Genomic DNA, 26,133 nt, shown 5'->3' on the forward strand with positions numbered 1-26,133 from the left:
CCCGGGCCGCGGGGGTCGCCGCGGGGCGGCCGCGGCCCCCCCCCCGGGGGCCCCCCCGGCGCCACCACCCACACCCCCCCCGGGGGGGGGGGCCCCGGGGGGGCGGGGGCCCCCCACTCCGTTGTCGCATGTCGTCCGGCGGTACGTCACCACGTCGCACGCACTTGACGGATGATCCGTCGGCGCAGCCGCACCCGGCGGCTTCCGTCGCGGCGCAGGGTCAGTCGGTACAACTCCCAGTGTCCGTACTCGGCATGGTCGGTCAGCAGGCGAGCCGTGTCCTTGCGGGAGACCCCGCGCGGCACGTACACGTCGAGAAATTCGTATTCGGCCATCGCATCTATTGTGCGGGCAACGGCCCGGTACGGATAGCGTCTATCCCATGTCTGATGCTGCGCAGCCCACGGCTGCCGAGGTACGTGCCGCCGCCGAGGCGGTCAAGACCGCGCTCGACCGCCACCTCGCCGCGGTCGAGGGACGGTCGGGGGAGGACGACCCGGACGTCTACGAGGCGTTCAACGAGCTGGCCGCCGCGGCGGAGGCGTACGACGAGCTGCTCTACGACGCCTACGACGAGGTCACACCCTTCGAGATCCCCGGCACCGAGGACGAGCTGCCGCCGTATGCGGGCCCGGCCGAGCCCAGTGCGCTGAGCGTGCTGATCCGGCGCGACTACGCGGTCGTTGAGCCGCAGCGGCTGCTGGCCCAGGCACAGCGCGTGGCGGACCTGGACGCGGACACGGTCGCCGAGGCCTCTTCGGCCGGGTCGGCGGGCAGCAGCACGCCCATGGCGCTCGGGGTGCTGTTCGGCGAGTTCGAACCGGACGAAATCGCCTCACGGCACAAGGAGTTCGGCCTGGAGGAGGGCGACTCGACGCTGTGGGTGACCGCCGCGGAGGAGCCGGCGGAGCCGGGCGAGTGGCTGGACGCACCGTTCGATGCGGTGGACGCGCAGCGGGTGGTGTGCCGCTTCGACGTGAGCGCGGTCTTCGACGAGGAGCTGGACGTGTCGGGTACGTCGACCTGATCCCATCGCGGGACGGGTCAGCCCCTGCGGAGAGCTCTCCGCAGGGGCTTTCGGCGGTCCGGTGGGGTGCCGTCAGCCGGTGCCCGGGCTCGGTACCTGGGTGCGCAGCAGGCGTTCCAAGCGGGTCGTGCGGGGTTTCGCCGGGATCTCGGCGACCGCGTGGGGCAGGGCGCCCTCGACGCCGTGGACCACGGAGAGGTGGCGGGTGGCGCGGCTGAACGCCGAGTACACCCACGCCCGTGTCAGGGACTGTGCCGCGTCCCCGGGCAGGACGGCCACGACCGCGGGCCAGGTCCGCCCCAGTGCCTCCTGTGCGGTGAGGGCCCACGCGTGCCGCACCGACGACTCGACCCGCTCCTTCGGTACGACCACGGCGGTGCCGTCGCACTCCAGGCGCAGCCCCTGCGCGTCGGCGCCCACGACGCGCCCCGTCACGGTGCGGTGCGCGGACGGCGTGTGCACGATCCGGTCGCCGGGGTCGAAGCCGCCGAAGCGGCCGGGGCCGGGGTTGAGGCGCTCCTTGAGCGCCGTGTTCAGCGCGCGCGTACCGGCCGGGCCGCCCTGTCCCGTGGTGATGACCTGGGCGGACTCCGCGGGGATGGCGAACGCGCGCGGAATCGAGTCGGCGACCAGCTGGACCGTGCGGTGCACCGCCTCGCCGGGGTCGCGGGCGGGCACGATCACGACCTCCTTGTCCGGCGCCTCGACCTGGTTCAGCTCGCCGATGCCGATCCCGGAGACGAGCTCGCCGATCGGCCCGGGGTCGGGCGTGCGCGAGACGATCTGCGGGCAGACCTTCGCGGCGAGCACATCGGCGAACACCCGGCCGGCGCCCGCCGACCACAGCAGCCCCGGATCGCCGCTGAGGACGAGACGGGCCCCGTCGGGCAGGGACTCGACGAGCATCGCGGCGCTCTCGACGTCCAGCTGAGGGGCGTCGAGCACCACGAGCAGGTCGACGGCCGGCGCGCCGTCGGCGTCCCGGCCGGGACCCTCGGTGCCGGCCAGGAGCCCGCCGACCGTGGCGACCGTGCCCTTGGCCGGCCCTTCTCCGTTCAGCCCTCGGTCCAGCCGGGCACGCCCCTCGGGGGTGTGGGCCAGACCGCACACCCGCAGTCCCAGGCCCGCCGCCGCGGCGAGCAGGGCCTCCGGCTCCGAGCGCCGCGCCAGCTCACCCCCGGTGTGCAGCACCAGACTGTGCTCGCCCACCGCGCGGATCAGCTCGGACGCCGAGCCCTTGACCTGCGCGGCGGCCGCGCTCCAGGCGTCCGGCGGACAACCGTCCTCCTTCGGCGCGGAGTTGATCACCCGGGCCAGTCCGTCGGCCAGGCTCTCCTCGGCGAGCGCATAGCGCTCCAGGCCGAAGAGCACGCGGACCGGACGGCCTTCGCCTTCCTCGTCCTCCTCGCCGTCCTGCGTGGTGCCACCTTCCTGACCCAAGGCAGCGACGGTGTCCAACGCGTCCTCGAACACGAGGACTTCCCCCTCGGCGACGGCGCTCTCCACCGCGGCCTCGGGATCGGGCACGGACCGCTGCGCCAGCGCCGACGTGAGCAGTCCGGCATCCAGCGCGGTGTGGCCCGCGACCGCGGCCTGTTCGAGGAGCCAGCCGGTCAGGGCGCGGCCCCGGCGCTCGTCCCCCGGACCGCAGTCCGCGCCGAGCAGCGCGAGGGCGAAGCCGTCGGCGTGGTCCGGGCGCACTCCCGTCACGCGGAGCAACTGCCATGGATCCTCGCGAAGTCGGTGCTCCGCGCCCTCGCCGAGCACCCCGACCGCCCGCTCGGCGAGCGCCTCGGGCGCACCGCCCTGGTCGAGGACCGCCCGCACCGCCGCGACCGCCTCGGCCGGGGGAGCGGCCGAAGCCACCGGAGCCGCGGGCGCGGGCCTGGCCGGCGCCTGCGTCGGCGTCGGCTCGGCCCTGCGCGGCGCCGGGGGCTCGGCCACCGGGCGCCGCACGGGCTTTTCGCCGCTCTCCACCGCCCGTACCGCGGCCAGCAGATCCGCGGCCGTACCGCTCAGTTTGCCGCCCGCGGCGATCGGCCCGTCCTTCTCGGCCTTGCGCTGATCGATCCGCTCCCGCAGCTCACGCTGCGCCGCCAGCTCGGCCTCTGCCTCGGACAACTGCGCACCCTCGGCGGCCGCCGCCCCGTCGGCAACCTCCGACACCTCCTCCGTCGCCCCCGCGGCGTCGGAGGAGCCTTCCAGGCCGGACGCCCCGTCGGCCCCCGGCCCTTCCTCGGCCCCCGGCCCTTCCTCGGCCCCCGGCCCCTCCTCGGTCCGCGATTCCTCCGCGGCGGACTCCGTACTCACAACGTGCTCCAGTCCTGATCGGGATAGCGGTGCACGGGCGCGGACACATCGTCGAGCGCCTGGCAGATCTCATCGGGAAGACTAAGCGTCTCCACTGACAATGCCGCCGTGAGCTGCTGCGCCGTGCGCGCCCCCACGATCGGCGCGGCCACGCCGGGCCGGTCGCGGACCCAGGCGAGCGCCACTTGGAGCGGTGTCGCGGCGAGCCCGTCGGCCGCCGTCGCCACGGCGTCCACGATCCGTGAGGCGGCCTCGTCCAGATACGGTGCGACGAACGGCGCCATGTGGTCGGAGGCGCCACGGGAGTCGGCCGGTGTCGAGTGCCGGTACTTGCCCGTCAGAACTCCGCGCCCGAGCGGCGACGACGGCAGCAGACCGACCCCGAGGTCCAGCGCGGCGGGCAGCACCTCGCGCTCGACGCCGCGCTGCAGCAGCGAGTACTCCATCTGCGTACTGGCGAGCCGGGTCCGCACCCCGGCCGCCGCGAGCTGCCAGGTCGCGGCCTTGGCCAGCTGCCACCCGCTGAAGTTGGACACCCCCGCATAGCGTGCCCGGCCGCTCGCCACCGCCATGTCGAGCGCCTGGAGCGTCTCCTCGAGGGGCGTCCCGGGATCGAAGGCGTGCACCTGCCAGACGTCCACGTAATCCGTGCCGAGCCGCTGCAGCGAGGCGTCCAGGGCGGACAGCAGATGGCCGCGCGAGCCGTTGAACCGCCGGTCGGGATCGGGCACGCTGCCGGCCTTCGTGGCGATGACGAGGTCGTGGCGCGGCACCAGACCGTCGATCAGCCGCCCGAGGACGTACTCGGCATCCCCGTCCCCGTACACGTCCGCGGTGTCGACGAGGGTGCCGCCCGCGTCCCAGAAGACCTTCAACAGGTCGGCGGCGTCATGCTCGTCGGTGTCCCGGCCCCATGTGAGGGTGCCGAGCCCTATCCGGGATACCCGCAGGCCGGTACGGCCGAGATGCCTCTGCTCCATGGGCGCTGAGGTTACTGGCCGCGAGCGGTCACGTGGTGCCCTGTGGATAACCTCCGCCGCCCCGGCCCGGAGCATGGCCGTACGCGCCAAGTATGGTGCGCGGGCATGGACAGGAGGCCGACGCCGGAGGCCCGACACCCGTGAGTGCGGAGGCCCGCCACCGATGCGTAAGGACGCCCGCGGTGTGACGCGCCCGTTCCTGCTCTACGCCGTGCTCGCCAACTCCCTTTTCCAGCGGGGCGTCTTCGTCCTCTTCCTGCTGGAACGCGGCTTCTCCGCCGGGCAGGTGGCCCTGCTGCAGACGCTGCTCTACCTGGTCAGCGGTCTCGCGGAGGTGCCGACCGGCGTCATCGCCGACCGCATCGGCCGACGAGCGAGCATCGTGATCGGTCAGGTGCTGATCGCCGCCTGCCTGCTCGGTCAATTGGCGTCCACCGACTACTGGTGGTTCGTGGCGCTGTTCATCGGGCACGGCGTGGGTATGGCCTGTGTGTCCGGCTCGGACACCGCCCTCCTGTACGACCTGCTCGTGCGCCGGGGCGCCGAGGCGGATTACGTACGGATCAGGTCCCGGTTCACCATGCTCGGGACGGTCACCTCGGGCGCCGCCATCGTCCTCGGCGGCCAACTGCAGCAGATGTCCTGGGGATTCGTCTACGCGGGTTCGGCGGTGTGTCTGCTCCTGTCCGTGGTGGTCCTGACGGCACGGGTGCCCGAGATCCGCGGCGCGGACGCCGTGGACGAGCGGGACGGAGCAGGGGCGGGGCACGGCGACGCCACGGCATGGCGGGCGATGCTCCGGGTGGCGACACCGGCGCTCGTGACTCTGGTCGTAGTGTCGGGACTGCTGCACGCGACCTTGACGCCGTACATCATCTTCACCCAGCAGACCCTCTCCGATCAGGGCGCGGACACCGCGTGGGTCGGCGTGGTCATAGCGACGGGATTCCTCGTCGGCGGGCTCACTCCGCTGCTGTCGGAGCGCGCGGAGCGGCGTATCGGCTACCGGGTCGTCCTCCCGGTGTCCCTCCTGGTCCTCGCCGCGGCGCTCGGCCTCAGCGGTCTCGGTCTCGTCTGGGTGACCGCCGCCGCGTTCCTGGCCCTGGCCGGGATTCCCGAGGTCACCGCCGTGCTCGTGGACAACGCGTTCAACGAGGCCGTGCCGTCGCGCTTCCGGGCGAGCCTCCTGTCGATGATCACGTTCGTGGAGTCGGTGCTGATCGGCATCGGCTATCTCGTCCTGGGCGCGCTCATGGACGGTCTCGGCCCGGGTGCGGGCATGGCCGCCTACGCCGCGGTCCCCGTCCTGGCCTGCCTGCTCTGGCTCCCGGTCCTCTTCCGGAGGGCCCGGGTGACCACCGAGGCGGACCCGGAGCCCCTGCCGCAAACCGACGCCACCCGCTAGGCTCCCGACCACACAGTCTGTTACTGATCAGTAAGGGGTGCGGCCGATGCGACTCGGGATCAACCTGGGCTACTGGGGCGCCGGAATGGACGCGGACAACCTGGCGGTCGCCAGGGAGGCCGACAAGCTCGGCTACTCGGTCTGCTGGGCCGCCGAGGCGTACGGCTCGGACGCGGCGACGGTCCTGTCCTGGGTCGCGGCCCAGACGGAACGGATCGACGTCGGCTCCGCGATCTTCCAGATCCCGGCCCGTCAGCCCGCGATGACCGCGATGACGGCCGCGACCCTCGACTCCCTGTCGGGCGGCCGCTTCCGCCTCGGCCTCGGCGTCTCGGGCCCGCAGGTCTCGGAGGGCTGGTACGGCGTCAAGTTCGACAAGCCGCTGGCCCGCACGCGCGAGTACGTGGAGATCGTCCGCAAGGCGATGAGCCGCGAGCGGCTGTCGTACGACGGCGAGCACTGGACCCTGCCTCTGCCCGGCGGCCCGGGCAAGCCCATCAAGCTGACCGTGCACCCGGCGCGCGAGCACATCCCGGTCTACATCGCGGCGATCGGCCCGAAGAACCTGGAGCAGACCGGCGAGATCGCCGAGGGCGCCCTGCTGATCTTCCCGTCGGCCGAGCACCTCGAGGACACCGCCCTGCAGTACATCCGGGCGGGCCGCGCGAAGGCGGGCCTGACGATGGACGGCTTCGACGTCTGCCCGACGCTGCCGCTCGCGCTCGGCGACGACAACAGCGTCTCCGCGCTCGCCGACACCTTCCGCCCGTACACCGCGCTCTACGTGGGCGGCATGGGCAGCCGCAAGCAGAACTTCTACAACCAGCTCGCCCAGCGCATGGGCTACGAGAAGGAAGCCGCCGAGATCCAGGACAAGTACCTGGCCGGCGACAAGGAGGCCGCCGCGGCCGCCGTACCGCAGCAGCTGATCGACTCGACCGCGCTGCTCGGCTCCGTGGACCGGATCGCCGACCGGATGCAGGCCTACGCCGCGGCCGGGGTGACCACGCTGACGCTGGCGCCCGCGGGCTGGACGCTCGACGAGCGCCTCGCTGCCCTGCGGGCCGGGGTGGAAGCGGTGGAGCGCGCCGGACTGGCCTAATCACCGCGAAAGATTTTCTGCGGCCGTGGTGGGGGCTCGGGGGTCTTCCCCGCCACGGCCGTCACGAGGAACAACGCGCCAACGACGGGACGGTTACGGCCGTTCGACGCCGCTGTCCACCGCCACTCGGGTACAAACCACGAGACGTACGGAATACGCCTTTCGGCGCAACTGTCCGACACAACTGTTGCCTGGCACCTCGCACCGCATTTGACTCGTTCTTTGCGGAACACTGCAGAACGCTGTGTGGAGGTGGCATTGATGCTTTCGGCCAAGAGCCTGTTCACGGAGATCCTCGACCACGACGAGTCCTTCCGGCTGTTCTGCTCCATCGCCGCGAGCGGCGAGTCCCAGGGCGGCTGGGAGAACGCGAGGATCGCCGCCCTGGTCCCCGAGAGCCAGCGCGCGCTCGCACCCAAGATCACGCGCCACGGCGCCGACGAGGACAAGCACGGGCGGATCTTCAACGCCCTGCTCAAGAAGCGCGGCCTCGAACCGTGCGAGGTCCCGCACGAGACCGACTACACGATGCTCCTGGAGAAGAACGGCATCGGTCTCGCCCACGAGCAGCTCAAGGGCGACCGGCCGCTCGGCGAGCAGGACATCATCACCTACCTCGCGCACAGCCGCGTCACCGAGCAGCGCGCCTCCGAGCAGATGGACCTGCTCCGCAAGTACTTCTCCGACCACCCCGACATCGGCCGCGCGGTCAAGATGATCTCCAACGACGAGGACAACCACCTCGCGTACTGCCACGAGGAGTTGCTGCGCTTCGCGTACGCGGGGCACGGCCGGGACATCCAGCGGATCCTGCACGAGTGCGCGCACGCGGAGATCCGTGTCTACCGCGATGTGAGCCTCGCCGTCATGGACCACATGGGCACGATCCTCGGCTGGCCGAAGGCCAAGGCGAGGACCCTCGCGGCGGGCATCCACGCGGTGTACGCGTACGAACGGGCCGGCGGCTGGCGGCGGATGGTGTCCCTGAAGATGCCCGAGCGGCGCAACGCGCTGGGCGGGCCCGCCGCCTCCGCGCCCGAGTTCGCCTGAGTCCGGGCCAAGTGGTGTGGGCTCAGGGATGGTTCACAGCCAGCCGCGCCGCTTGAACAGCCGGTACAGGCCGTACACCGCCCCGCCCATCACCACCAGCGCGCCGGGATAGCCCCACCACTGGTCCAGCTCGGGCATGTGCGTGAAGTTCATGCCGTAGATGCCCGCGACCATGGTGGGCACCGCCGCCATCGCCGCCCAGGCCGAGATCTTGCGCATGTCGTCGTTCTGGCGCACACCCGTCTGCGCGAGATGCGCCGCGAGGATGTCCGAGCACAGCCGGTCCAAGGAGTCCACGCTCTCGTTGGCGCGCGTCAGATGGTCGTTCACATCGCGGAAGAACAACTGCGAGTGCTCGTGCACGAAGGGGACGCCCGCACCCGAGAGGCGGAGCATCGGCGTCGTCAACGGGACGGTGGCGCGGCGGAATTCGAGGATCTGGCGTTTGAAGTTGTAGATCCGCGCGGCCAGCGTCCTGGTGTCGGAGGGACCGGGCGAGAAGACCTCCTCCTCCAGCGTCTCCAGGTCCAGATGGAGCTCGGCCGCCACCTCCATGTAGTGGTCCACCACCGCGTCGCTCACCGCGTACAGCACCGCGGTCGGCCCGTGCTTCAGCACCTCGGGCTGCTCCTCCAGACGCCGGCGCACCGCGCTGAGCGGGGCGCTCTCGCCATGGCGCACGGTCACCACGAACGAGTCGCCGACGAACAGCATCAGCTCCTCGGTGGAGACTTCGTCGTGCTGCATGTCGTACGCGACCGGCTTGAGGACCACGAACAGCGAGTCGTCGTACACCTCGAGCTTCGGCCGCTGATGCGCCTCCAGCGCGTCCTCGACCGCCAGCGGATGCAACCCGAACTCCGAGCTGACGAGCGCGAACTCGTCCCCGCCCGGCTCGTGCAGCCCCAACCACAGGAAGGCGTCGCCGCTCGCGCGCGCCTCCTCCAGGGCATCGGAGAAGTCCTCCGGGCCCTTGGTGCGGCGCCCGTCGCGGTAGATGGCGCAGTCCACGATCACGCAGCGCATTTTTCCCCGATACGTCTGCGGGCGCACCCCGTGGTGCAAGGCCCGGCACCTACCCTTGCCGCATGCCCACCTTGATTCTCGTCCGCCACGGGCGGTCCACGGCCAACACCGAAGGGGTGCTCGCCGGGCGGCTGCCCGCGATCGCCCTCGACGCACGCGGGCAGGGGCAGGCCGCCGCGCTGCCGGAGCGGCTCGCCGCGATCCCGCTCGCGCTGGCCGTGAGCAGCCCGCTGCAGCGCTGCCAGGAGACCCTCGCGCCGCTGCTCGCCGCGCGGGACGGCCTGAAGCTGTACGAGGACGAGCGGATCTCCGAGTGCGACTACGGCGACTGGTCCGGGCGCAAGCTCGCCGAACTCGCCGGTGAGCCGCTGATGGACGTCGTGCAGCAGCACCCCACCGCCGCCGCCTTCCCGGGCGGCGAGTCGATGCGCGCGATGCAGCACCGCGCCGCCGAGGCGGTACGCGAGTGGAACACCCGCGTGGAGCGGGACTTCGGGCCGCACGCCGCGTACGTCATGTGCTCGCACGGCGACATCATCAAGTCCCTTGTCGCGGACGCCCTCGGACTCCATCTGGACCTGTTCCAGCGGATCTCCGTGGAGCCCTGCTCGGTGACCGCGATCCGCTACACGCGGCTGCGCCCCTTCCTCGTACGCCTCGGCGACACCGGCGACTTGGGCTCGCTCGCGCCGCCCGCCGCGCCCGAGGAGCCCGAGCACGGGGACGCCACCGTCGGGGGAGACACGGGCGCACCGTGATCGTCGCCCGCAGTAGGGTGGCACCGTCCGCGGACAAGCGTCCGTCGCATCCGTCCCGCAAGTCCCGCAACAAGGAGTGGCAGCAGCCGTGACCCGTCAGGTGTTCCTGTACGACCCCCCGGAGCGCTTCGTGGCCGGCACAGTGGGTCTGCCCGGGCGCCGTACGTTTTTCCTGCAGGCCTCGGCCGGCGGGCGGGTCACCAGCGTGGCGCTGGAGAAGACCCAGGTCGCGGCGCTGGCCGAGCGGATGGACGAGCTGCTCGACGAGGTCGTACGGCGCAGCGGCGGCAGCGCGCCGGTGCCCGCGGTCGCGCCCTCGGAGAACTCCGACACCGCGCCCCTGGACGCGCCCGTCGAGGAGGAGTTCCGGGTCGGCACCATGGCGCTGGCCTGGGACGGCGACGACCAGCGGATGATCGTCGAGGCGCAGGCCCTCGTGGAGCTCGACGCCGAGACGGAGGACGACCTCGCCGCCGCCGAGGAGCGCCTGCTCCAGGACGAGGAGAACGGGCCGCCGATGCTGCGGGTCCGCCTCAGCGGCGCCCAGGCACGAGCCTTCGCCAAGCGGGCCCTCGACGTGGTCAACGCAGGGCGTCCGCCGTGCCCGCTGTGCAGTCTGCCGCTCGACCCGGAAGGACACGTATGTCCGCGCCAGAACGGATACCGCCGCGGGGCGTGAGCGCCGTCCCCGAGCTGCTCGCTTCCGGTGAGCTCACCGTGCGCGGGCAGATCCGTGAGGCGTCCAACGCCGTGCTGCTCTGCGATGTCGCGTACGAGGGCGAGTCGGCGTCGTGCGTCTACAAGCCCGTCGCCGGGGAGAGGCCCCTGTGGGACTTCCCCGACGGCACCCTCGCCGAGCGCGAGGTCGCCGCGTACGAGGTCTCGGAGGCGACCGGCTGGGGTCTGATCCCGCCGACCGTGCTGCGCGAGGGCCCGTACGGCACCGGGATGTGCCAGCTCTGGATCGACGCGCCCGAGGAGCCCGGACCCGAGCTGCTCGCGCTGCTCGACGCCGAGGAGCCGGGCGAGGGCTGGAAGGCGGTGGCCTTCGCTGAGGTCGGCGAGGGGCGCCAGGCGCTCCTGGTGCACGCGGACGACGAGCGGCTGCGGCGTCTGGCGGTCCTCGACGCCGTGATCAACAACGCGGACCGCAAGGGCGGTCATCTCCTGGCCGCGCCCGAGGGACGGCTGTACGGGATCGACCACGGGGTCACGTTCAACGCGGAGGACAAGCTGCGGACGCTTTTGTGGGGGTGGGCGGGGGAGCCGCTGCCCTCCTGGGCGGTTTCCGTTCTGACCGACCTGTCGTCGGCGCTCGCCCCCGAGGGAACCTTGGCGGTACGCCTGGGTGAGCTGCTGACCGCGAGGGAGGTGGAGGCGACCCGGGCGCGGGTCCGGGCGCTGCTGCGATCGGGAGTCCACCCTGTGCCGTCGGGGGAGTGGCCCGCCATTCCGTGGCCACCGGTGTGAAACAGCCCGGCCTTATCCAGGCCGGGCAATCCAGCCCGGCCGGCGTTTGAGGCCATCCGGACGAAGTCCGGATTCGAGCACGCCGCAGGCGACCCCACGACGACGTGAACCGGACAAGATCGGCAACCCGGGTCGTAAGCAGAACACCCATCCGGTTAGGCTCAAGGCATGCATGCCTGGCCCGCTTCCGAGGTCCCCGCCCTGCCCGGCAAGGGCCGCGACCTCAGGATTCACGACACCGCGACCGGTGGGCTCGTCACCCTCGACCCCGGTCCCGTCGCCCGTATCTACGTCTGCGGCATCACCCCGTACGACGCGACCCACATGGGTCACGCGGCGACCTACAACGCGTTCGACCTCGTGCAGCGCGTGTGGCTCGACACCAAGCGGCAGGTCATCTATGTGCAGAACGTGACGGACGTCGACGACCCTCTCCTGGAGCGCGCGATCCGCGACGGTGAGGACTGGGTCGGGCTCGCGGAGCGCGAGACCGCGCTGTTCCGCGAGGACATGACGGCCCTGCGGATGCTGCCGCCGCAGCACTACATCGGTGCGGTCGAGGCCATACCCGGCATCGTTCCCCTCGTGGAGCGCCTGCGGGACATGGGCGCCGCCTACGAGCTCGAAGGCGACATCTACTTCTCCGTCGAATCCGACCAGAACTTCGGCAGGGTCTCGAACCTCGACGCCGCCGCCATGAAGCTGCTCTCCGCGGAGCGCGGCGGCGACCCCGAGCGCCCCGGCAAGAAGAACCCGCTGGACCCGATGCTGTGGATGACCGCCCGCGAGGGCGAGCCCAGCTGGGACGGTGCCTCGCTCGGCGCCGGACGGCCCGGCTGGCACATCGAGTGCGTCGCCATCGCCCTCGACCACCTCGGTATGGGCTTCGACGTCCAGGGCGGCGGCTCCGACCTGGCCTTCCCGCACCACGAGATGGGCGCCTCGCACGCGCAGGTGCTCACCGGCGAGTTCCCGATGGCCAAGGCGTACGTACACGCCGGCATGGTCGCGCTCGACGGCGAGAAGATGTCCAAGTCCAAGGGCAATCTTGTCTTCGTGAGCAAGCTGCGCCGTGACGGTGTGGACCCGGCGGCCATCCGCCTCGCGCTGCTCTCGCACCACTACCGGGCCGACTGGGAGTGGACCGACCAGGTGCTCGCCGACGCGGTCGCCCGGCTCGACCGCTGGCGCGCCGCCGTCTCGCGTCCCGACGGACCGGCCGCGGAGGCCGTCGTCGAGGAGATCCGCGGCGCCCTGGCGAACGACCTCGACGCACCCGCCGCGCTCGTCGCGGTCGACCGCTGGGCCGAGCTGCAGGGCTCGGCGGGCGGTACGGACGAGGGCGCACCGGGCGTGGTTTCCCGCGCCGTGGACGCGCTGCTCGGCGTGGCGCTCTGAGCCGATCTGTCCGACATGGAGGCGCCGGAGGGTTCGAACCCTCCGGCGCCTCCATGTTTCGTCGCCTTCCGTTTCATCCAATCCCTGCGGAGACCGACCTCATGTGATGGGGTATGAGCGACTGTTGACCCTTTCTGGCGATTCACCACGAGAGGACGACCGATGGCACTCAGTACCGGACACACTGGACCGGACGGTTCGTTAGCACGGCGAAGACTCCTGGGTGCGGGCACCGCACTCGGCGGTGCCGCACTCATCGGAGGTCTGGGCGGCAGCACTGCGTATGCGGCTGCCGGCGCGAAGCCCTCCTGGCCCAGCAGCTTCCGGCTGCCGAACGGGTTCCGGCCCGAGGGCATCACGATCGGCCGCACCCCGCACGCGTACGTCGGCTCGATCGCGCACGGCGGCGTGTACCGGGCGAGCCTGGCCACCGGCAAGGGCGCCGTTGTCGTGCCCGGCCTCGGCGCCGACCACCCCACGATCGGCCTCAAGCTGCTCGACAGCGGCAAGCTGCTGCTGTGCGGCGGCCCCAGCCGTGAGCTGCGGATCGCCGACCCGCGCAGCGGGCGTACCACGGTCCTCGCGACCGTCGGCTCCGAGGGCACGTTCGTCAACGACGTCCTGCCGCTGCGGGGCGCCGCCTACTTCACCGACTCGTTCAAGCCGCAGCTCTACCGGCTCGCCCTCGACCGCCACCAGAACCCGGGCAAGGTCACCGTGCTCCCGCTCGGCGGCGACTGGCAGCAGGGCCCCGACTTCACCGCCAACGGGATCGAGCGGACCCCGGACGGCAGCGCGCTCCTGATGGTCAACTCCTTCGCGAACGGCGGCTCGCTGCTGCGGGTCGACCCGCGCACGGGCGTGGCGCGCGAGGTAGACCTCGGCGGCGCGAAGACCCCCAACGGCGACGGGCTCCTGCTCGTCGGCCGCACGCTGTACGTGGTGCAGAACCGGCAGAACGCGGTGGACGTCTTCGAGCTCGACCACGCCGGTACGCGAGGGCGGCTGCTCCGCCGGATCACCGACGCCCGCTTCCGTATCCCGACGACCGCGGCGGCCTGGCGCGGCCGTATCTACGTGCCGAACGCCCGCTTCGACGTGCCGCAGCCCGGTCCCGACACCGAGTACGACGTGGTGGCAGTGGCCTGAGGCCGCAACGGAACGGGGCGGCTCCTCACGCGGAGGGCCGCCCCATTCCATTCAGTCGACGACCACGGAGGCCGGATCCGGCAGGAGTCACTCCTGCCCGTCGTCCTCCCCGGCCTCGGACTCCGCGTCCGCCTCCTCCGCACGCTCCCCGCTCCGCGCCTCACCGCTCCGCGCCTCACCGGCGGGCGCGTCCCCGGCCGGAGGGTAGGGCGGCTTGGTGCGCTCGTGGGCCGTGTCCCGCAGGAACGGGGGACCATCCTCCGACGCGTGCCCGGGCCCGCCGTCGCGGCGCCGCAGATAGCGCTCGAACTCGCGTGCGATGGCCTCGCCCGAGGCCTCCGGCAGCTCGGCGGTGTCCCGGGCCTCCTCCAACGTCTGGACGTACTCGGCGACTTCGCTGTCCTCGGCGGCCAGCTGGTCCACCCCGAGCTGCCAGGCGCGGGCGTCCTCGGGCAGCTCGCCGAGGGGGATCCGGAGGTCGATCAGGTCCTCCAGGCGGTTGAGCAGAGCCATCGTGGCCTTGGGGTTGGGCGGCTGCGACACGTAGTGCGGCACCGCGGCCCACAGGGAGACGGCGGGCACGCCCGCGTGCGTGCAGGCCTCCTGCAGGACGCCGACGATGCCGGTGGGACCCTCGTAACGGGTCTCCTCCAGGTTCATCGTGCGGGCCAGATCCGGGTCGGAGGTCACTCCGCTGACCGGGACGGGCCGGGTGTGAGGGGTGTCGCCGAGCAACGCGCCCAGGATGACGACAAGTTCGACCCCGAGCTCATGCGCGAAGCCGAGCAGCTCGTTGCAGAACGACCGCCAGCGCATGGACGGTTCGATGCCGCGGACCAGGACCAGGTCGCGCGGCTTGGCGCCGCCCACGCGGACCACGGAGAGCCGGGTCGTCGGCCAGGTGATCTTGCGGGTGCCGCCCTCCATGAAGACGGTGGGGCGGTTGACCTGGAAGTCGTAGTAGTCCTCTGCGTCGAGCGCGGCGAAGACCTCGCCCTTCCACTCCTTGTCCAGATGTGCGACCGCGGTGGAGGCGGCGTCGCCGGCGTCGTTCCAGCCCTCGAACGCTGCCACCATGACCGGGTCGACCAGCTCGGGAACTCCTTCGAGCTCGATCACCCAGCGCCTCCTTCCGACGTTGCACTGTGCACGCCCCAACCTTACGGCCATTCCGGGGGCCTTCCGCAGCCCCCTTGCACGGGGCCCGTGTGGCCGGGGCAAGGTGAGGGGAGTTTGTCTTGAGGACTTCCCCTCCAAACCACCGCTTCGGAATTCATCCGAGCTGTAGGCCGTAAGTTGCGTCAGAACTCTGGACGGCTCCCCTTGGGGGCGCTATACATCGGACGTCCAGCAAAGATCCCGGCAAAGGTCCGATGTCAGCTGAGCCATCACGGGGGCGTCCATGAGCGAGACCGTCACCGGCTTCGACGTGGAGGACATCCGCTTCCCCACCTCGGAGCAGCTCGACGGTTCCGACGCCATGCACCCCGACCCCGACTACTCGGCCGCGTATGTGGTGATACGAACCGACCGGGGCGCCGAGGGTCATGGTTTCTGCTTCACGATCGGCCGGGGAAACGATGTCATCGCCGCCGCCATCGCCTCCCTGCGCCCGTATCTCGTCGGCCGCCCCGCACCACGCGACGCCGCGGACCTGGCGGCGCTCCACCGGGACCTCACCCAGGACTCGCAACTGCGCTGGCTCGGCCCCGAGAAGGGCGTCATGCACATGGCCGCCGGTGCCGTGATCAACGCGGCCTGGGATCTGGCGGCCCGTCAAGCGGGCCTGCCTGTCTGGGAGTTCCTCGCCGCGATGAGCCCCGAGGAGCTCGTCTCGCTCGTGGACTTCCGCTACCTCAGCGACGCCCTCACGCCCGACGAGGCGCTCGCCATCCTGCGCGCCGCCGCACCCGGCCGGCGCGAGCGCGCCGAGCTGCTGCGCTCCGCCGGCTACCCCGCGTACACCACCTCGGCGGGCTGGCTCGGCTATGACGACGCCAAGCTGGTCCGGCTCGCCGAGGAGGCCGTCGCCGACGGGTTCGAGCAGATCAAGCTGAAGGTCGGCGTGGACCTCGGCGACGATCTGCGCCGGATGCGGCTCGCGCGTGCCGCGGTCGGCCCGTCCGTACGGATCGCCGTGGACGCCAACCAGCGCTGGGACGTCGCCGACGCCGTCCGCTGGATGGAGGCGCTGGCGCCGTACGACCCGTACTGGATCGAGGAGCCGACAAGCCCCGACGACATCCTCGGCCACGCCGCCGTGCGCGCCGGGCAGCCGGTGAAGGTGGCCACCGGTGAACACATCGCCAACCGCGTGGTGTTCAAGCAGCTCCTGCAGGCCGGAGCCGTCGACTTCGTCCAGATCGACGCAGCCCGGGTCGCGGGCGTCAACGAGAACCTGGCCATCCTGCTGCTCGCCGCGAAGTTCGGGGTACCGGTCTGTCCGCACGCCGGCGGCGTCGGTCTGTGCGAACTCGTCCAGCATCTCGCCATGTTCGACTACGTGGCGGTCTCCGGCTCCCTGGAGGGCCGGGTCATCGAGTACGTGGACCATCTGCACGAGCACTTCCTGCATCCCGCGGTCGTCGAGGCGGGGCGCTACCGTGCGCCCGCCGCACCGGGCTTCTCCGCCCGGATGCACCCCGAGTCGATCGCCGCCCACCGCTATCCCGACGGGCCGGTCTGGCGGTCCCGTACCCCGGGGAGGACCTCATGAGATTCCGTACGCCGACCGTGGCGCTCGCGGTCACGCTGCTTGCCGTCACCGCGCTCTCCGCCTGCAACCGGGACTCCTCGGACGGGGCCGGCGGTGAGGGCGGCGGCAAGGTGGGCATCGATCTGCCGCGCAGCGACTCCGACTTCTGGAACTCCTACCAGCAGTACATGGAGAAGGGCGTCAAGGCCGAGAAGATCGACCACCTGCCCCTCACCAACTCCCAGAACGACATCGGCAAACTCGCCGCCAACGTGCAGACCTTCCGGAGCCAGGGCGCCAAGGCCGTGATCATGGCGCCGCAGGACACCGGGGCCGTCGCCGAGACACTCAACAACCTCGCGGCGAAGGACATCCCGGCGATCAGCGTGGACACGCGGCCCGACGAGGGCGATGTCTACATGGTGGTGCGCGCCGACAACCGCGCGTACGGCGAACAGGCCTGCAAGTACCTCGGCGAGCAGCTGAAGGGCAAGGGCAAGGTCGTGGAGTTCCAGGGCGACCTGGCGTCGATCAACGGCCGTGACCGCTCCGAGGCGTTCAAGGAATGCATGGACGAGAACTACCCGGACATCAAGGTGTTCGAGCTGGCCACCGAGTGGAAGGGCGAGGTCGCCTCGGCCAAGCTGCAGTCCACCCTGGCCGCGAACCCCGACATCGACGGCATCTACATGCAGGCCGGCGGCGTCTTCCTGGAGCCGACCCTCGCGCTCCTGGAGCAGAAGAAGCGGCTCGTCCCCGCGGGCGAGAAGGGCCACATCACGATCATCTCCAACGACGGCATCCCGCAGGAGCTGGACGCCATCCGCGAGGGCAAGATCGACGCGACCGTCTCGCAGCCCGCCGACCTCTACGCCAACATCGCCCTGTACTGGGCGAAGAAGGCGCTCGCGGGCGACAAGCCCAAGGAAGGTCCCACCGACCACGACTCCACGGTCATCAAGATCCCCAACGGGTACGAGGACCAGCTCCCCGCGCCCCTGGTGACCAAGGAGAACGTGGACGACCCGAAGCTCTGGGCCAACCAGCTGGACAAGAAGTAGCCGAGATGACCGAACAGTCGGGCGCGCCGGCGGCCGTCCAAGCAGAAGGCGTCGTCAAGCGCTTCGGACCCACCGTCGCGCTCGACGGCGTCGCCCTGACCGTGCGCCCCGGCGAGTCCCATGCCCTCGTCGGGCGCAACGGCGCGGGCAAGTCCACCCTGGTCAGCGTCCTGACCGGCCTGCATAGGCCGGACGCCGGCACGGTCCGCTTCCACGGCGGGCCGGCGCCCGCGTACGGCGACATGGCGGCCTGGCAGTCCCGCGTCGCCTGCGTCTACCAGAAGTCGATGGTCGTCCCCGACCTGACCGTCGCCGAGAACCTCTTCCTCAACCGCTTCGAGCCCGGCGAACGCTTCATCCGCTGGTCCCGGCTGCGGCACAAGGCCCGCGAGCTGCTCGCGTCGTACGGGGTCGACGTGGACCCGGACGCGCGGGCGAAGGATCTCGCGGTCGAGCAGCGGCAGTTCGTGGAGATCGCCAAGGCGCTCTCCTTCGGCGCGAAGCTGATCATTCTCGACGAGCCGACCGCGCAGCTCGACGCCCGCGGCATCCAGCGGCTCTACGCGAAGCTGCGTGAACTCCAGGCGCAGGGCGTCGCGTTCCTCTACATCTCGCACCATCTGCAGGAGGTGTACGACCTCTGCAGCGCCGTCACCGTCTACCGCGACGCCCGCCACGTCCTGACCGCGCAGGTCGACGGACTGACGAAGGCGGAGCTGGTCGAGGCGATGACGGGGGAGGGGACACGGGGCGCCTCGTCGTGGCACGCCGTGTCCGCGCACGCCTCCGGGCGCGCGCCGGGCGAGACCGTGCTGCGGACCGAACAGCTCGCGCTGGAGGGCGCGTTCGAGCCGATCGACCTGTCCGTGCGCGCCGGAGAGGTGGTCGGTCTCGCGGGTGCGACGGCGGGCGGGAACACCGCGCTCGGCGAGGTGCTCGCCGGGATGCGCGCGCCGACCTCCGGCTCGGTCGAGGTCGCGGGCCGTGCGGTGCGCACCGGCAGCGTCCCGCACGCGCTCGGCGCCGGGATCGGGTACATCCCCGAGGACCGCCACCGCCAGGGCCTGGTGCTCGGCCGCAGTGTCGCCGAGAACGCCACGCTCACGGTGGCCGACCAGCTGGGGCCCTTCGGGGCCGTACTCCCTTCCCGTACACGGGAGTTCGCGGGCGCGATGATCACCTCGCTCGACATCAAGACACGCGGCCCCGACCAGCCGGTCAGCGGTCTGTCCGGCGGCAACCAGCAGAAGGTCGTGGTCGCCCGGGCACTGGCCCGCGACCCCAAGGTCCTCGTCGCGCTGCGGCCCACCGCGGGCGTCGACATCAAGTCCAAGGACGCGCTGCTCGGGGTGGTGCGCCGGGTCGCCGACGAGGGCAGCGCCGCCGTGATCGTCTCGGACGAGCTGGACGATCTGCGGGTCTGCGACCGGGTGCTCGTGCTGTTCCACGGGCGGGTGGTGGCCTCGTACGACAGCGGGTGGAGCGACGGGGAACTGGTGGCCGCCATGGAAGGCGTGGGGGAGACGGCGGCGGAACGAGGAGCAGACGTCATGACCGAGACGGCCGGGAACGAGGAGCAGACGTCATGACCGAGACCTTGCGGCCCGTGCAGGCCGACGCGGCCAAGGCCGCCGGCGGGGCCCGCGGGCGGCTCGCCCTGATCCGCTGGAGCGACTTCTCGCTCGTCCCGGTGATCCTGGTCCTGATGGTGATCGGTTTCATCGTCTCGCCGACCTTCCTGACCTCCGGCAATCTGATCGACGTCGTGCAGCAGTCCAGCGAGCTCTCGCTCCTGGTGCTCGGCCAGGCGCTGATCCTGATCGCCGGAAGGATGGACCTCTCGCTCGAATCGACGATCGGCGTCGCGCCCGTCATCGCGATGTGGCTCGTCCTGCCCACGGAGGGCGGCCGATTCGCCGGGCTCGGCTGGTTCCCGGTCTGGACGGCCATCCCGCTCTGCCTCCTCGTCGGCGCCCTGATCGGCACGGCGAACGGCTTCCTGATGCTGAAGCTGCACGTCAACGGGTTCATCGCCACGCTCGGCATGCTGACGATGCTGCGCGGTCTGCACATCGGCATCACCGAAGGGAAGTCGATCACCGGCGTCCCGGAGTCCTTCCGCTACCTGGGCAAGGCGACCTGGCTCGGCGTCCCCGCCTCCGTGTGGATCTGCCTGGTGCTCTTCGCGATCGGCGGCGCCGCGCTCGCCTGGCTGCGGCACGGACGCTCGCTGTACGCGATCGGCGGCAACCCGGAGGCGGCGCGTGCCGCCGGCATCCGCGTCGACCGGATCACCTGGATCGTGCTGGCGATCGGCGGGGTGCTCGCCGCGCTCGCCGGCATCCTCTACACCGGCCACTACGGCTCGGTCGCCGCCACCCAGGGCAACGGCTGGATCTTCCAGGTCTTCGCGGCCGCGGTGATCGGCGGGATCAGCCTCAAGGGCGGCAAGGGCACGCTGTTCGGCGCGCTCACCGGTGTCCTGACGCTGCAGCTCGTGGTGAACGTGATGACGCTCGGCGGGGTGCCGCCGCTGTGGAACCAGTTCCTCAACGGCGCGATCATCATCATCGCCCTGGTCATCTCCCGTTTCGCGAGCGGGGAGAAGCAGGACTGAGCCGCTCCCCGGAGGCGGCCGGGGAGCCGGCCGGTGCCCACGGGCCGGTGCCCGCAGGCCGGTCAGAGAGTCGACCGCAGCCACTGCTCCACGCTCGCCACATGCACCGTCGCCCAGGACCGCGCCGCCTCCGCGTCGCGGTCCCTGAGCGCGCCCAGGATCATCCGGTGCTCGTGCAGCGTGCGGCTGACCGCGTCCTCCTGCGTCAGTCCGCGCCAGACCCTGGCCCGCGTCGTCGGCCCCGACAGACCGTCGAGCAGCGAGCAGAGCACCGAGTTGCCGGAGGCCTGCACGATGCCCCGGTGGAACTCCAGGTCGCACGCGACCAGCTCCTCCACCGAGGGCGCCGCACCCAGCGCGTCCAACTGGTCGCTGAGCGCCTGCAGCTGGGCGTCGTCGATGAGTGCGCTGGCCATCGCGGTCGCGGCCGGTTCGAGGATCCTGCGGACGGCGAGGAACTCCAGGACCGTGTCGTCCCGGTGGAAGTCCACGACGAAGCTGAGCGCTTCGAGCAGCAGCTGCGGATCGAGACTGGTGACGTACGTGCCGTCGCCCTGGCGCACATCGAGGATCCGGATCAGCGAGAGCGCCCGTACGGCCTCGCGCAGGGAGTTGCGGGACAGGCCGAGCTCCGCGGCGAGTTCACTCTCCTTGGGCAGGCGGTCACCCGGGCGCAGGGCCCCGGAGACGATCATTCCCTTGATCTTCTCGATGGCCTCGTCGGTGACAGCCATGACGCCCTCCCAGATACCTCCGATGTATTCGCCCATTATGCGGGCGCACGCGGGCGGTGGAAGGCGTTCTTGCAGATCAAGCGCTTGCCATGGCCATTTATGCCGGATTGCGCGCCCTGCGTGGCGGTGAGGTCACGCTTCCCGGGAACGGGCGAGGGGCGGCCGCCGTGGCGACCGCCCCTCATCTCCCCCGTCTGCGGGGGCTACTTGGTGTCGAGCAGCCCCTGGACCTTCCCGCGCACCTCGTCGGTGGCGAGCCCGCGGATCGTCAGGGTCGTGCGCCGGCGCAGCACGTCGTCCGCCGTCTCGGCCCACTCGTGGTCGCGGGCGTAGACGACCTGGGCCCAGATCTCCGGGGCGTCCGGGTGGATGCGCTCGGCCAGCTCCGGGCGCTCGTTGGCCAGGCGCGCGATGTCGAAGGCCAGCGAGCCGTAGTGCGTCGCGAGGTGGCGCGCGGTGTCGGCGGACATCCGCGGACCGGGCGCCGGTCCGTCGACGAGCAGCCGGTGCGCGACCGCGCGCGGGTTGGCGATTCCGGGCAGCGGCAGCTTCTTGGGCAGCTTGCCGATCGGCTCCATGTCCTCGCCGAGCGGGTGGCCGGGCAGCTCCGCGAGCTTGGTCATCACGGTGCGGCCGATGTGCCGGAACGTGGTCCACTTGCCGCCGGCCACGGACAGCATCCCGCCCTTGCCCTCGGTCACGACCGTCTCGCGCTTGGCCTTGGCGGTGTCGCCCGGGCCGCCGGGCAGCACGCGCAGACCCGCGAAGGAGTACGTGATCAGATCGCGCGACAGCTGCTGGTCGCGAATGGAGAAGGCAGCTTCGTCGAGGATCTGCTTGGTGTCCTGCTCGGTGACGGACACTTCGCGCGGATCGCCCTCGTACACCTCGTCCGTGGTGCCGAGCAGGAGCATGTCCTCCCACGGCAGTGCGAACGTGATGCGGTACTTGTTGATCGGGGTGGCCAGCGCGGCCTTCCACGGCGAGGTGCGCTTGAGGACCAGGTGCGCGCCCTTCGAGAGGCGGATGGACGGCGCCGCGTTCGGGTCCTCCATCGTGCGCAGGTGGTCCACCCACGGACCGGTCGCGTTCAGGACGAGACGAGCGTCGACCCCGAACTCGCTGCCGTCCATACGGTCCTTGAGCTCGGCGCCCGTGACCCGGCCGCGCGTGAAGCGCAGGCCCGTGACCTCGGCGTGGTTGAGCACCACGGCGCCCGAGTCGACGGCCGCTCGGACCGTCATCAGGGCCATGCGCGCGTCGTTCATCTGGTCGTCGCCGTACACGGCCACGGCCTTGAGGTTGTCGGTGCGCAGCTCCGGCACGTCCTGCGCGGCCTTCGACGGGCTCAGCAGATGCCCGACGCCGTCACCGAACGCGGAGAGCGCGCTGTACGCGAAAACGCCCGCGCCCAGCTTGGCGGCACCATGCGGACCGCCCTTGTACACGGGCAGGTAGAAGGTGAGCGGGTTCGCGAGGTGCGGTGCCACCTGACGGGAGACCGCGCGCCGCTCGAAGTGGTTCTCCGCCACGAGCTTCACCGCACCGGTCTGCAGATAGCGCAGACCGCCGTGGAGCAGCTTGGAGGAGGCCGAGGAGGTGGCACCGGCGAAGTCGCCGGCGTCCACGAGCGCCACCCGCAGCCCGGACTGCGCGGCGTGCCACGCGGTCGAAATGCCCAGGATCCCGCCACCGATGACCAGCAGGTCATACGTGGCGCGCGACAGCAGGTCGCGGGTTTCGGCGCGGCTCGGGTGGCCGCCCGCGACCGCGTGCGTGCCGAGCGAAGGGATGCTCTGCAGGGTGGTGCTCATGGTCAACTCCTCGTCGGTGCCGGCCGGTCACGTGGACCGGCCGGCACCATCCGGCAAGGCCTGTCAGGCCTGTGCGTCTCCTGGCCCTCAGGCCTCTTCGGAATCCTCGACCCAGCCCATGGTCCGCTCGACGGCCTTGAGCCAGCTCTTGTACTCGCGGTCCCGCTGGTCGGCCGGCATCCGCGGGGTCCACTCCGCGGCGCGGCGCCAGTTGGCCCGCAGGGCGTCGGTGTCCGGCCAGTAGCCGACGGCGAGACCGGCGGCGTAGGCGGCACCGAGGCAGGTGGTCTCGGCCACCATCGGACGCACCACGGGGGCGTCGAGGAAGTCCGAGAGGGTCTGCATCAGCAGGTTGTTGGAGGTCATGCCGCCGTCGACCTTGAGCGCGGTCAGCTCGACGCCGGAGTCCTTCGTCATGGCGTCGGTGATCTCGCGGGTCTGCCAGGCGGTGGCCTCCAGGACGGCACGGGCGATGTGCGCCTTGGTGACGTACCGGGTCAGGCCGGCGATCACACCGCGGGCGTCGGAGCGCCAGTACGGGGCGAACAGACCGGAGAAGGCCGGCACGAAGTACGCGCCGCCGTTGTCCTCGACGCTCGACGCGAGGGTCTCGATCTCGGCGGCCGAGTTGATCAGCCCCATCTGGTCGCGCATCCACTGCACCAGCGAACCGGTGACGGCGATGGAGCCTTCCAGGGCGTAGACCGGCTTCTTGTCGCCGATCTGGTAACCGACGGTGGTGAGCAGCCCGTTGTACGAGTTCACCGGCTTGTCGCCGGTGTTCATCAGCATGAAGGTGCCGGTGCCGTACGTGGACTTGGCCTCGCCCTCGGCGAAGCAGGTCTGGCCGAACAGCGCGGCCTGCTGGTCACCGAGCGCCGAGGCGACCGGCACACCCGCGAGCACGCCGTCCTTGGCGACCCCGTACACCTCGGCGGAGGAGCGGATCTCGGGCAGGACCGCGGCCGGGATGTCCATCGAGTGCAGGATGCGCTCGTCCCAGGCCATCTCGTGCAGGTTCATCAGCATGGTGCGCGAGGCGTTGGTGACGTCCGTGACGTGCACACCGCCGTCGACACCGCCCGTGAGGTTCCAGATGACCCACGAGTCCATGGTGCCGAAGAGGATGTCGCCGCGCTCGGCGCGCTCGCGCAGACCCTCGACGTTGTCGAGCAGCCAGCGGACCTTCGGGCCCGAGAAGTACGACGCGAGCGGCAGACCGGTCTCGCGGCGGAAGCGGTCCTGGCCGACGTTGCGGCCGAGCTCCTTGCAGAGCGCGTCGGTGCGGGTGTCCTGCCACACGATCGCGTTGTGCACCGGCTCGCCGGTGTTCTTGTCCCACATCAGCGTGGTCTCACGCTGGTTGGTGATGCCGATCGCCTTGACGTCGGCGGAGGTGATCCCGGCCTTGGTGATCGCGCCGGCGACGACGCTCTCGACGTTCGCCCAGATCTCCTTGGCGTCGTGCTCGACCCAGCCGGGCTTCGGGAAGATCTGCTCGTGCTCGCGCTGGTCGACGGAGACGATCCGGCCGTCGGTGTCGAAGACGATGCAGCGGCTGGACGTGGTGCCCTGGTCGATGGCCGCGATGAACGGGCCTGCGGTGTGCGAGTCGGTCACTTGTTGCTCCAAGAAGTCTGTGTACGGCGGCTCTGTGCGGCGTCGTTCCTGCCGCTCTCTATGTCGGTCAGGCGAAGGCGATGTTGTAGAGACCGCCCGCGATGGCGCCGCCGATCAGCGGACCCGCGACGGGGATCCAGGCGTACGACCAGTCCGAACCGCCCTTGTTGGGCAGCGGGAGCAGCGAGTGCACGATGCGCGGACCGAGGTCGCGGACCGGGTTGATGGCGTACCCGGTGGGACCGCCGAGCGAGAGGCCGATGCCGACCACGACGAGCGAGGTGATCAGGGCGCCGAGCACTCCGAGGCCGTTGCCCTCGTTGTTGAGGCCCTGGGTGAGGATCGCGAGGACCAGGACGACCGTGGCGATGATCTCGGTCGCGAGGTTCTGTGCGACGTTACGGATCTCCGGACCCGTCGAGAAGATGCCGAGGACCGGGCCGGGCGCGTCCTTCGAGACGGCCTTGACCGTGTCCTGCGCACCCGGACCGCCGACGATCTCGCGGTCGGTCAGGTGGGCCTGGAACTGCCCGTAGTAGGTGATCCACACCAGGACGGCACCGATCATGGCGCCGATCAGCTGCGAGAAGAGATAGAGCGGTACGTCGCCCCACTCGGTGCCGCCCTCTATCGCCAGGCCGATCGTGACGGCCGGGTTGAGGTGGGCGCCCGAGACACCGCCGGCGAGATACGCGGCGGTCAGCACGGCGAAGCCCCAGCCGAAGGTGATGGCGAGCCATCCGGCGTTGCGGGCCTTGGAGTGCTTGAGCGTGACGGCGGCACAGACACCGCCGCCGAGCAGGATGAGCACGGCGGTACCGATGGTCTCGCCGATGAAGATATCGGAGCTGGACACCCGCGACTCCTTTGTCCTTCGTCCAGGTGATTACCGGGAGAGCCCCGGTAGTTGGGGAGCGGTGCTCGATCCGCGTTGTCACACCCTACCCCGTATTGCCGGTAGGTGTTCGACAATGCCGACCGATGAACGGAAGTCTTGTTCCCGGGTGAACATGCCGTCAAGGCTTCTGTGACGGGAATCCCGATCGTTACGGGAGAGACGGTGAAGACGGGAGGTGACGGTGGGGTCGATGGGGGCGGTGCGTCAGCAGAGGTGAGCGGAGCGTGCTCAGAACCTGCCCGCGCCGAGGTCCCGCGACACCGCACGGGCGCAGTCCCGTACCGCGGCGACCAGCTCGCTGCGCAGCTCGCCGTTGCCGTCGCACACGCGCTCCACGGCGCCGGTGATGCCGACCGCGCCGACCGGCATCCGCCGCCGGTCGTGGATGGGCGCGGCCACCGAGGCCACGCCCTCCCAGGTCTCCTCCGTGTCGGAGGCCCAGCCGCGGGCGCGCGTCAGGTCGAGCACGGTCTCGAAGTCGGCGAGACCCGTGATCGTGCGGGGCGTGAACTCCTTGCGCTCCGCCTCGACCACCTCGCTGTGCGCCACCGGGTCGTACGCGGTGAGCACCTTGCCGAGCGCGGTCGAGTGCAGCGGGTGCATCGCGCCGACCTCCAGGACCTGACGGGACTCGTCGGGCCGGAACACGTGGTGCACGATCAGGACGCCCTGCTGGTGCAGGACGCCGAGATAGACGCTCTCGCCGCTGGAGCGCGCCAGGTCGTCGGTCCATACGAGGGCGCGGGCGCGCAGCTCGTGGATGTCGAGGTAGCTGTTGCCGAGGCGGAGCAGCTCGGCGCCGAGCTGGTAGCGCCCGGACGGGGCGTCCTGCTCGACGAAGCCCTCCGCCTGCAGGGTGCGCAGGATTCCGTGCGCGGTGCCCTTGGCCAGACCGAGGGAGGAGGCGATGTCGGAGAGGCCGAGGCGCCGCTCGCCGCCGGCGAGCAGCCGCAGCATCGCGGCCGCGCGCTCGAGCGACTGGATGTTCTTCGCCATCGCCGGTCAGCCCTCCCAAGTCG

23 protein-coding genes are annotated in these 26,133 nt (G+C 71.1%); 13 read left to right on the forward strand and 10 right to left on the reverse strand.

Going from position 1 to position 26,133, the window contains the following annotated elements; all coding sequences use genetic code 11:
• Positions 1–146: 146 nt before the first annotated feature.
• Positions 147–335 (reverse strand): DUF5703 family protein, encoded by a 189-nt coding sequence (locus tag ACIBI4_RS11040; protein ID WP_399203405.1) that lies wholly within the window; start codon positions 333–335, stop codon positions 147–149.
• 47 nt (positions 336–382) lie between these two features.
• Between ACIBI4_RS11040 and ACIBI4_RS11045 the strand changes: the two genes are divergently transcribed.
• Complete coding sequence (locus ACIBI4_RS11045) at positions 383–1,027, forward strand: hypothetical protein (protein WP_399203406.1); 645 nt, start codon at positions 383–385, stop codon at positions 1,025–1,027.
• 72 nt (positions 1,028–1,099) lie between these two features.
• Here the strand turns inward: ACIBI4_RS11045 and ACIBI4_RS11050 are convergent, their stop codons facing one another.
• Both ACIBI4_RS11050 and ACIBI4_RS11055 read right to left on the reverse strand, forming a co-directional pair.
• Complete coding sequence (locus ACIBI4_RS11050; RefSeq protein ID WP_399203407.1) at positions 1,100–3,337, reverse strand: helix-hairpin-helix domain-containing protein; 2,238 nt, start codon at positions 3,335–3,337, stop codon at positions 1,100–1,102.
• Positions 3,334–4,317 carry an aldo/keto reductase gene (locus tag ACIBI4_RS11055; protein WP_399203408.1) on the reverse strand — a complete coding sequence of 328 codons (984 nt, stop codon included), beginning with the start codon at positions 4,315–4,317 and terminating at the stop codon, positions 3,334–3,336. Before ACIBI4_RS11055 ends, ACIBI4_RS11050 begins: the two co-directional genes overlap by 4 nt.
• A 163-nt stretch (positions 4,318–4,480) precedes the next feature.
• On the opposite strand from ACIBI4_RS11055, the gene ACIBI4_RS11060 reads away from it, so the two are divergent.
• The 3 genes from ACIBI4_RS11060 to ACIBI4_RS11070 all read left to right on the forward strand — a co-directional run bounded on the left by ACIBI4_RS11060 (position 4,481) and on the right by ACIBI4_RS11070 (position 7,874).
• Positions 4,481–5,722 carry an MFS transporter gene (locus ACIBI4_RS11060; RefSeq protein WP_399203409.1) on the forward strand — a complete coding sequence of 414 codons (1,242 nt, stop codon included), beginning with the start codon at positions 4,481–4,483 and terminating at the stop codon, positions 5,720–5,722.
• Between the two features lie 46 nt (positions 5,723–5,768).
• Complete coding sequence (locus ACIBI4_RS11065; RefSeq protein ID WP_399203410.1) at positions 5,769–6,824, forward strand: LLM class F420-dependent oxidoreductase; 1,056 nt, start codon at positions 5,769–5,771, stop codon at positions 6,822–6,824.
• Positions 6,825–7,085: 261 nt separating this feature from the next.
• Entirely contained in the window at positions 7,086–7,874 is a 789-nt protein-coding gene (locus ACIBI4_RS11070; RefSeq protein ID WP_399203411.1) for a ferritin-like domain-containing protein, read from the forward strand.
• Positions 7,875–7,907: 33 nt separating this feature from the next.
• Here ACIBI4_RS11070 and corA read toward each other — a convergent pair whose 3' ends face one another.
• Positions 7,908–8,900 (reverse strand): magnesium/cobalt transporter CorA, encoded by a 993-nt coding sequence (corA, locus tag ACIBI4_RS11075; protein WP_399203412.1) that lies wholly within the window; start codon positions 8,898–8,900, stop codon positions 7,908–7,910.
• Positions 8,901–8,962: 62 nt separating this feature from the next.
• On the opposite strand from corA, the gene ACIBI4_RS11080 reads away from it, so the two are divergent.
• From ACIBI4_RS11080 to ACIBI4_RS11100, 5 genes are all read left to right on the forward strand, one after another.
• Positions 8,963–9,658, forward strand: a complete 696-nt coding sequence (locus tag ACIBI4_RS11080) for a histidine phosphatase family protein (RefSeq protein ID WP_399203413.1) — start codon at positions 8,963–8,965, stop codon at positions 9,656–9,658.
• A gap of 88 nt (positions 9,659–9,746) precedes the next feature.
• Positions 9,747–10,337 carry a DUF3090 domain-containing protein gene (locus tag ACIBI4_RS11085; protein WP_399203414.1) on the forward strand — a complete coding sequence of 197 codons (591 nt, stop codon included), beginning with the start codon at positions 9,747–9,749 and terminating at the stop codon, positions 10,335–10,337.
• On the forward strand, positions 10,301–11,128 hold the full coding sequence (locus ACIBI4_RS11090) for an SCO1664 family protein (RefSeq protein WP_399203415.1): 828 nt from the start codon (positions 10,301–10,303) through the stop codon (positions 11,126–11,128). Before ACIBI4_RS11085 ends, ACIBI4_RS11090 begins: the two co-directional genes overlap by 37 nt.
• Positions 11,129–11,296: 168 nt before the next feature.
• A complete protein-coding gene (mshC, locus tag ACIBI4_RS11095) occupies positions 11,297–12,526 on the forward strand; it encodes a cysteine--1-D-myo-inosityl 2-amino-2-deoxy-alpha-D-glucopyranoside ligase (RefSeq protein ID WP_399203416.1) in 1,230 nt (409 codons plus the stop codon).
• 162 nt (positions 12,527–12,688) lie between these two features.
• Positions 12,689–13,675 (forward strand): SMP-30/gluconolactonase/LRE family protein, encoded by a 987-nt coding sequence (locus ACIBI4_RS11100; protein WP_399203417.1) that lies wholly within the window; start codon positions 12,689–12,691, stop codon positions 13,673–13,675.
• A gap of 87 nt (positions 13,676–13,762) precedes the next feature.
• Here the strand turns inward: ACIBI4_RS11100 and ACIBI4_RS11105 are convergent, their stop codons facing one another.
• On the reverse strand, positions 13,763–14,794 hold the full coding sequence (locus tag ACIBI4_RS11105) for a PAC2 family protein (RefSeq protein WP_399203419.1): 1,032 nt from the start codon (positions 14,792–14,794) through the stop codon (positions 13,763–13,765).
• Between the two features lie 283 nt (positions 14,795–15,077).
• Between ACIBI4_RS11105 and ACIBI4_RS11110 the strand changes: the two genes are divergently transcribed.
• The 4 genes from ACIBI4_RS11110 to ACIBI4_RS11125 are packed head-to-tail and all read left to right on the forward strand — an operon-like array spanning position 15,078 to position 20,048.
• Positions 15,078–16,391, forward strand: coding sequence for an enolase C-terminal domain-like protein (locus ACIBI4_RS11110; RefSeq protein ID WP_399203420.1), 1,314 nt, complete (start codon positions 15,078–15,080; stop codon positions 16,389–16,391).
• The gene (locus ACIBI4_RS11115; protein WP_399203421.1) at positions 16,388–17,431 is read left to right on the forward strand and encodes a sugar ABC transporter substrate-binding protein; all 1,044 of its coding nucleotides are present in this window, start codon (positions 16,388–16,390) and stop codon (positions 17,429–17,431) included. The genes ACIBI4_RS11110 and ACIBI4_RS11115 overlap by 4 nt, the downstream gene beginning before the upstream one ends.
• 5 nt (positions 17,432–17,436) lie before the next feature.
• Positions 17,437–19,020 carry a sugar ABC transporter ATP-binding protein gene (locus tag ACIBI4_RS11120; RefSeq protein WP_399203423.1) on the forward strand — a complete coding sequence of 528 codons (1,584 nt, stop codon included), beginning with the start codon at positions 17,437–17,439 and terminating at the stop codon, positions 19,018–19,020.
• Positions 19,017–20,048 (forward strand): ABC transporter permease, encoded by a 1,032-nt coding sequence (locus tag ACIBI4_RS11125; RefSeq protein ID WP_399203424.1) that lies wholly within the window; start codon positions 19,017–19,019, stop codon positions 20,046–20,048. Before ACIBI4_RS11120 ends, ACIBI4_RS11125 begins: the two co-directional genes overlap by 4 nt.
• A 62-nt stretch (positions 20,049–20,110) precedes the next feature.
• Here ACIBI4_RS11125 and ACIBI4_RS11130 read toward each other — a convergent pair whose 3' ends face one another.
• The 5 genes from ACIBI4_RS11130 to ACIBI4_RS11150 form a co-directional block, all read right to left on the reverse strand.
• Positions 20,111–20,782, reverse strand: a complete 672-nt coding sequence (locus ACIBI4_RS11130; RefSeq protein WP_399203425.1) for a FadR/GntR family transcriptional regulator — start codon at positions 20,780–20,782, stop codon at positions 20,111–20,113.
• Positions 20,783–20,985: 203 nt separating this feature from the next.
• Positions 20,986–22,596 carry an FAD-dependent oxidoreductase gene (locus tag ACIBI4_RS11135; RefSeq protein ID WP_399203426.1) on the reverse strand — a complete coding sequence of 537 codons (1,611 nt, stop codon included), beginning with the start codon at positions 22,594–22,596 and terminating at the stop codon, positions 20,986–20,988.
• Positions 22,597–22,683: 87 nt separating this feature from the next.
• The gene (gene glpK / locus ACIBI4_RS11140; RefSeq protein WP_399203428.1) at positions 22,684–24,216 is read right to left on the reverse strand and encodes a glycerol kinase GlpK; all 1,533 of its coding nucleotides are present in this window, start codon (positions 24,214–24,216) and stop codon (positions 22,684–22,686) included.
• A gap of 67 nt (positions 24,217–24,283) precedes the next feature.
• Positions 24,284–25,072, reverse strand: a complete 789-nt coding sequence (locus ACIBI4_RS11145) for an MIP/aquaporin family protein (protein WP_399203429.1) — start codon at positions 25,070–25,072, stop codon at positions 24,284–24,286.
• Positions 25,073–25,342: 270 nt separating this feature from the next.
• Positions 25,343–26,110: an IclR family transcriptional regulator gene (locus ACIBI4_RS11150; protein WP_399203430.1), complete on the reverse strand. Its 768-nt coding sequence runs from the start codon at positions 26,108–26,110 to the stop codon at positions 25,343–25,345.
• Between the last annotated feature and the right edge of the window lie 23 nt (positions 26,111–26,133).

Origin of the sequence: Streptomyces sp. NPDC050418 (assembly GCF_044458745.1) — a bacterium.
GTDB lineage: Bacteria > Actinomycetota > Actinomycetes > Streptomycetales > Streptomycetaceae > Streptomyces.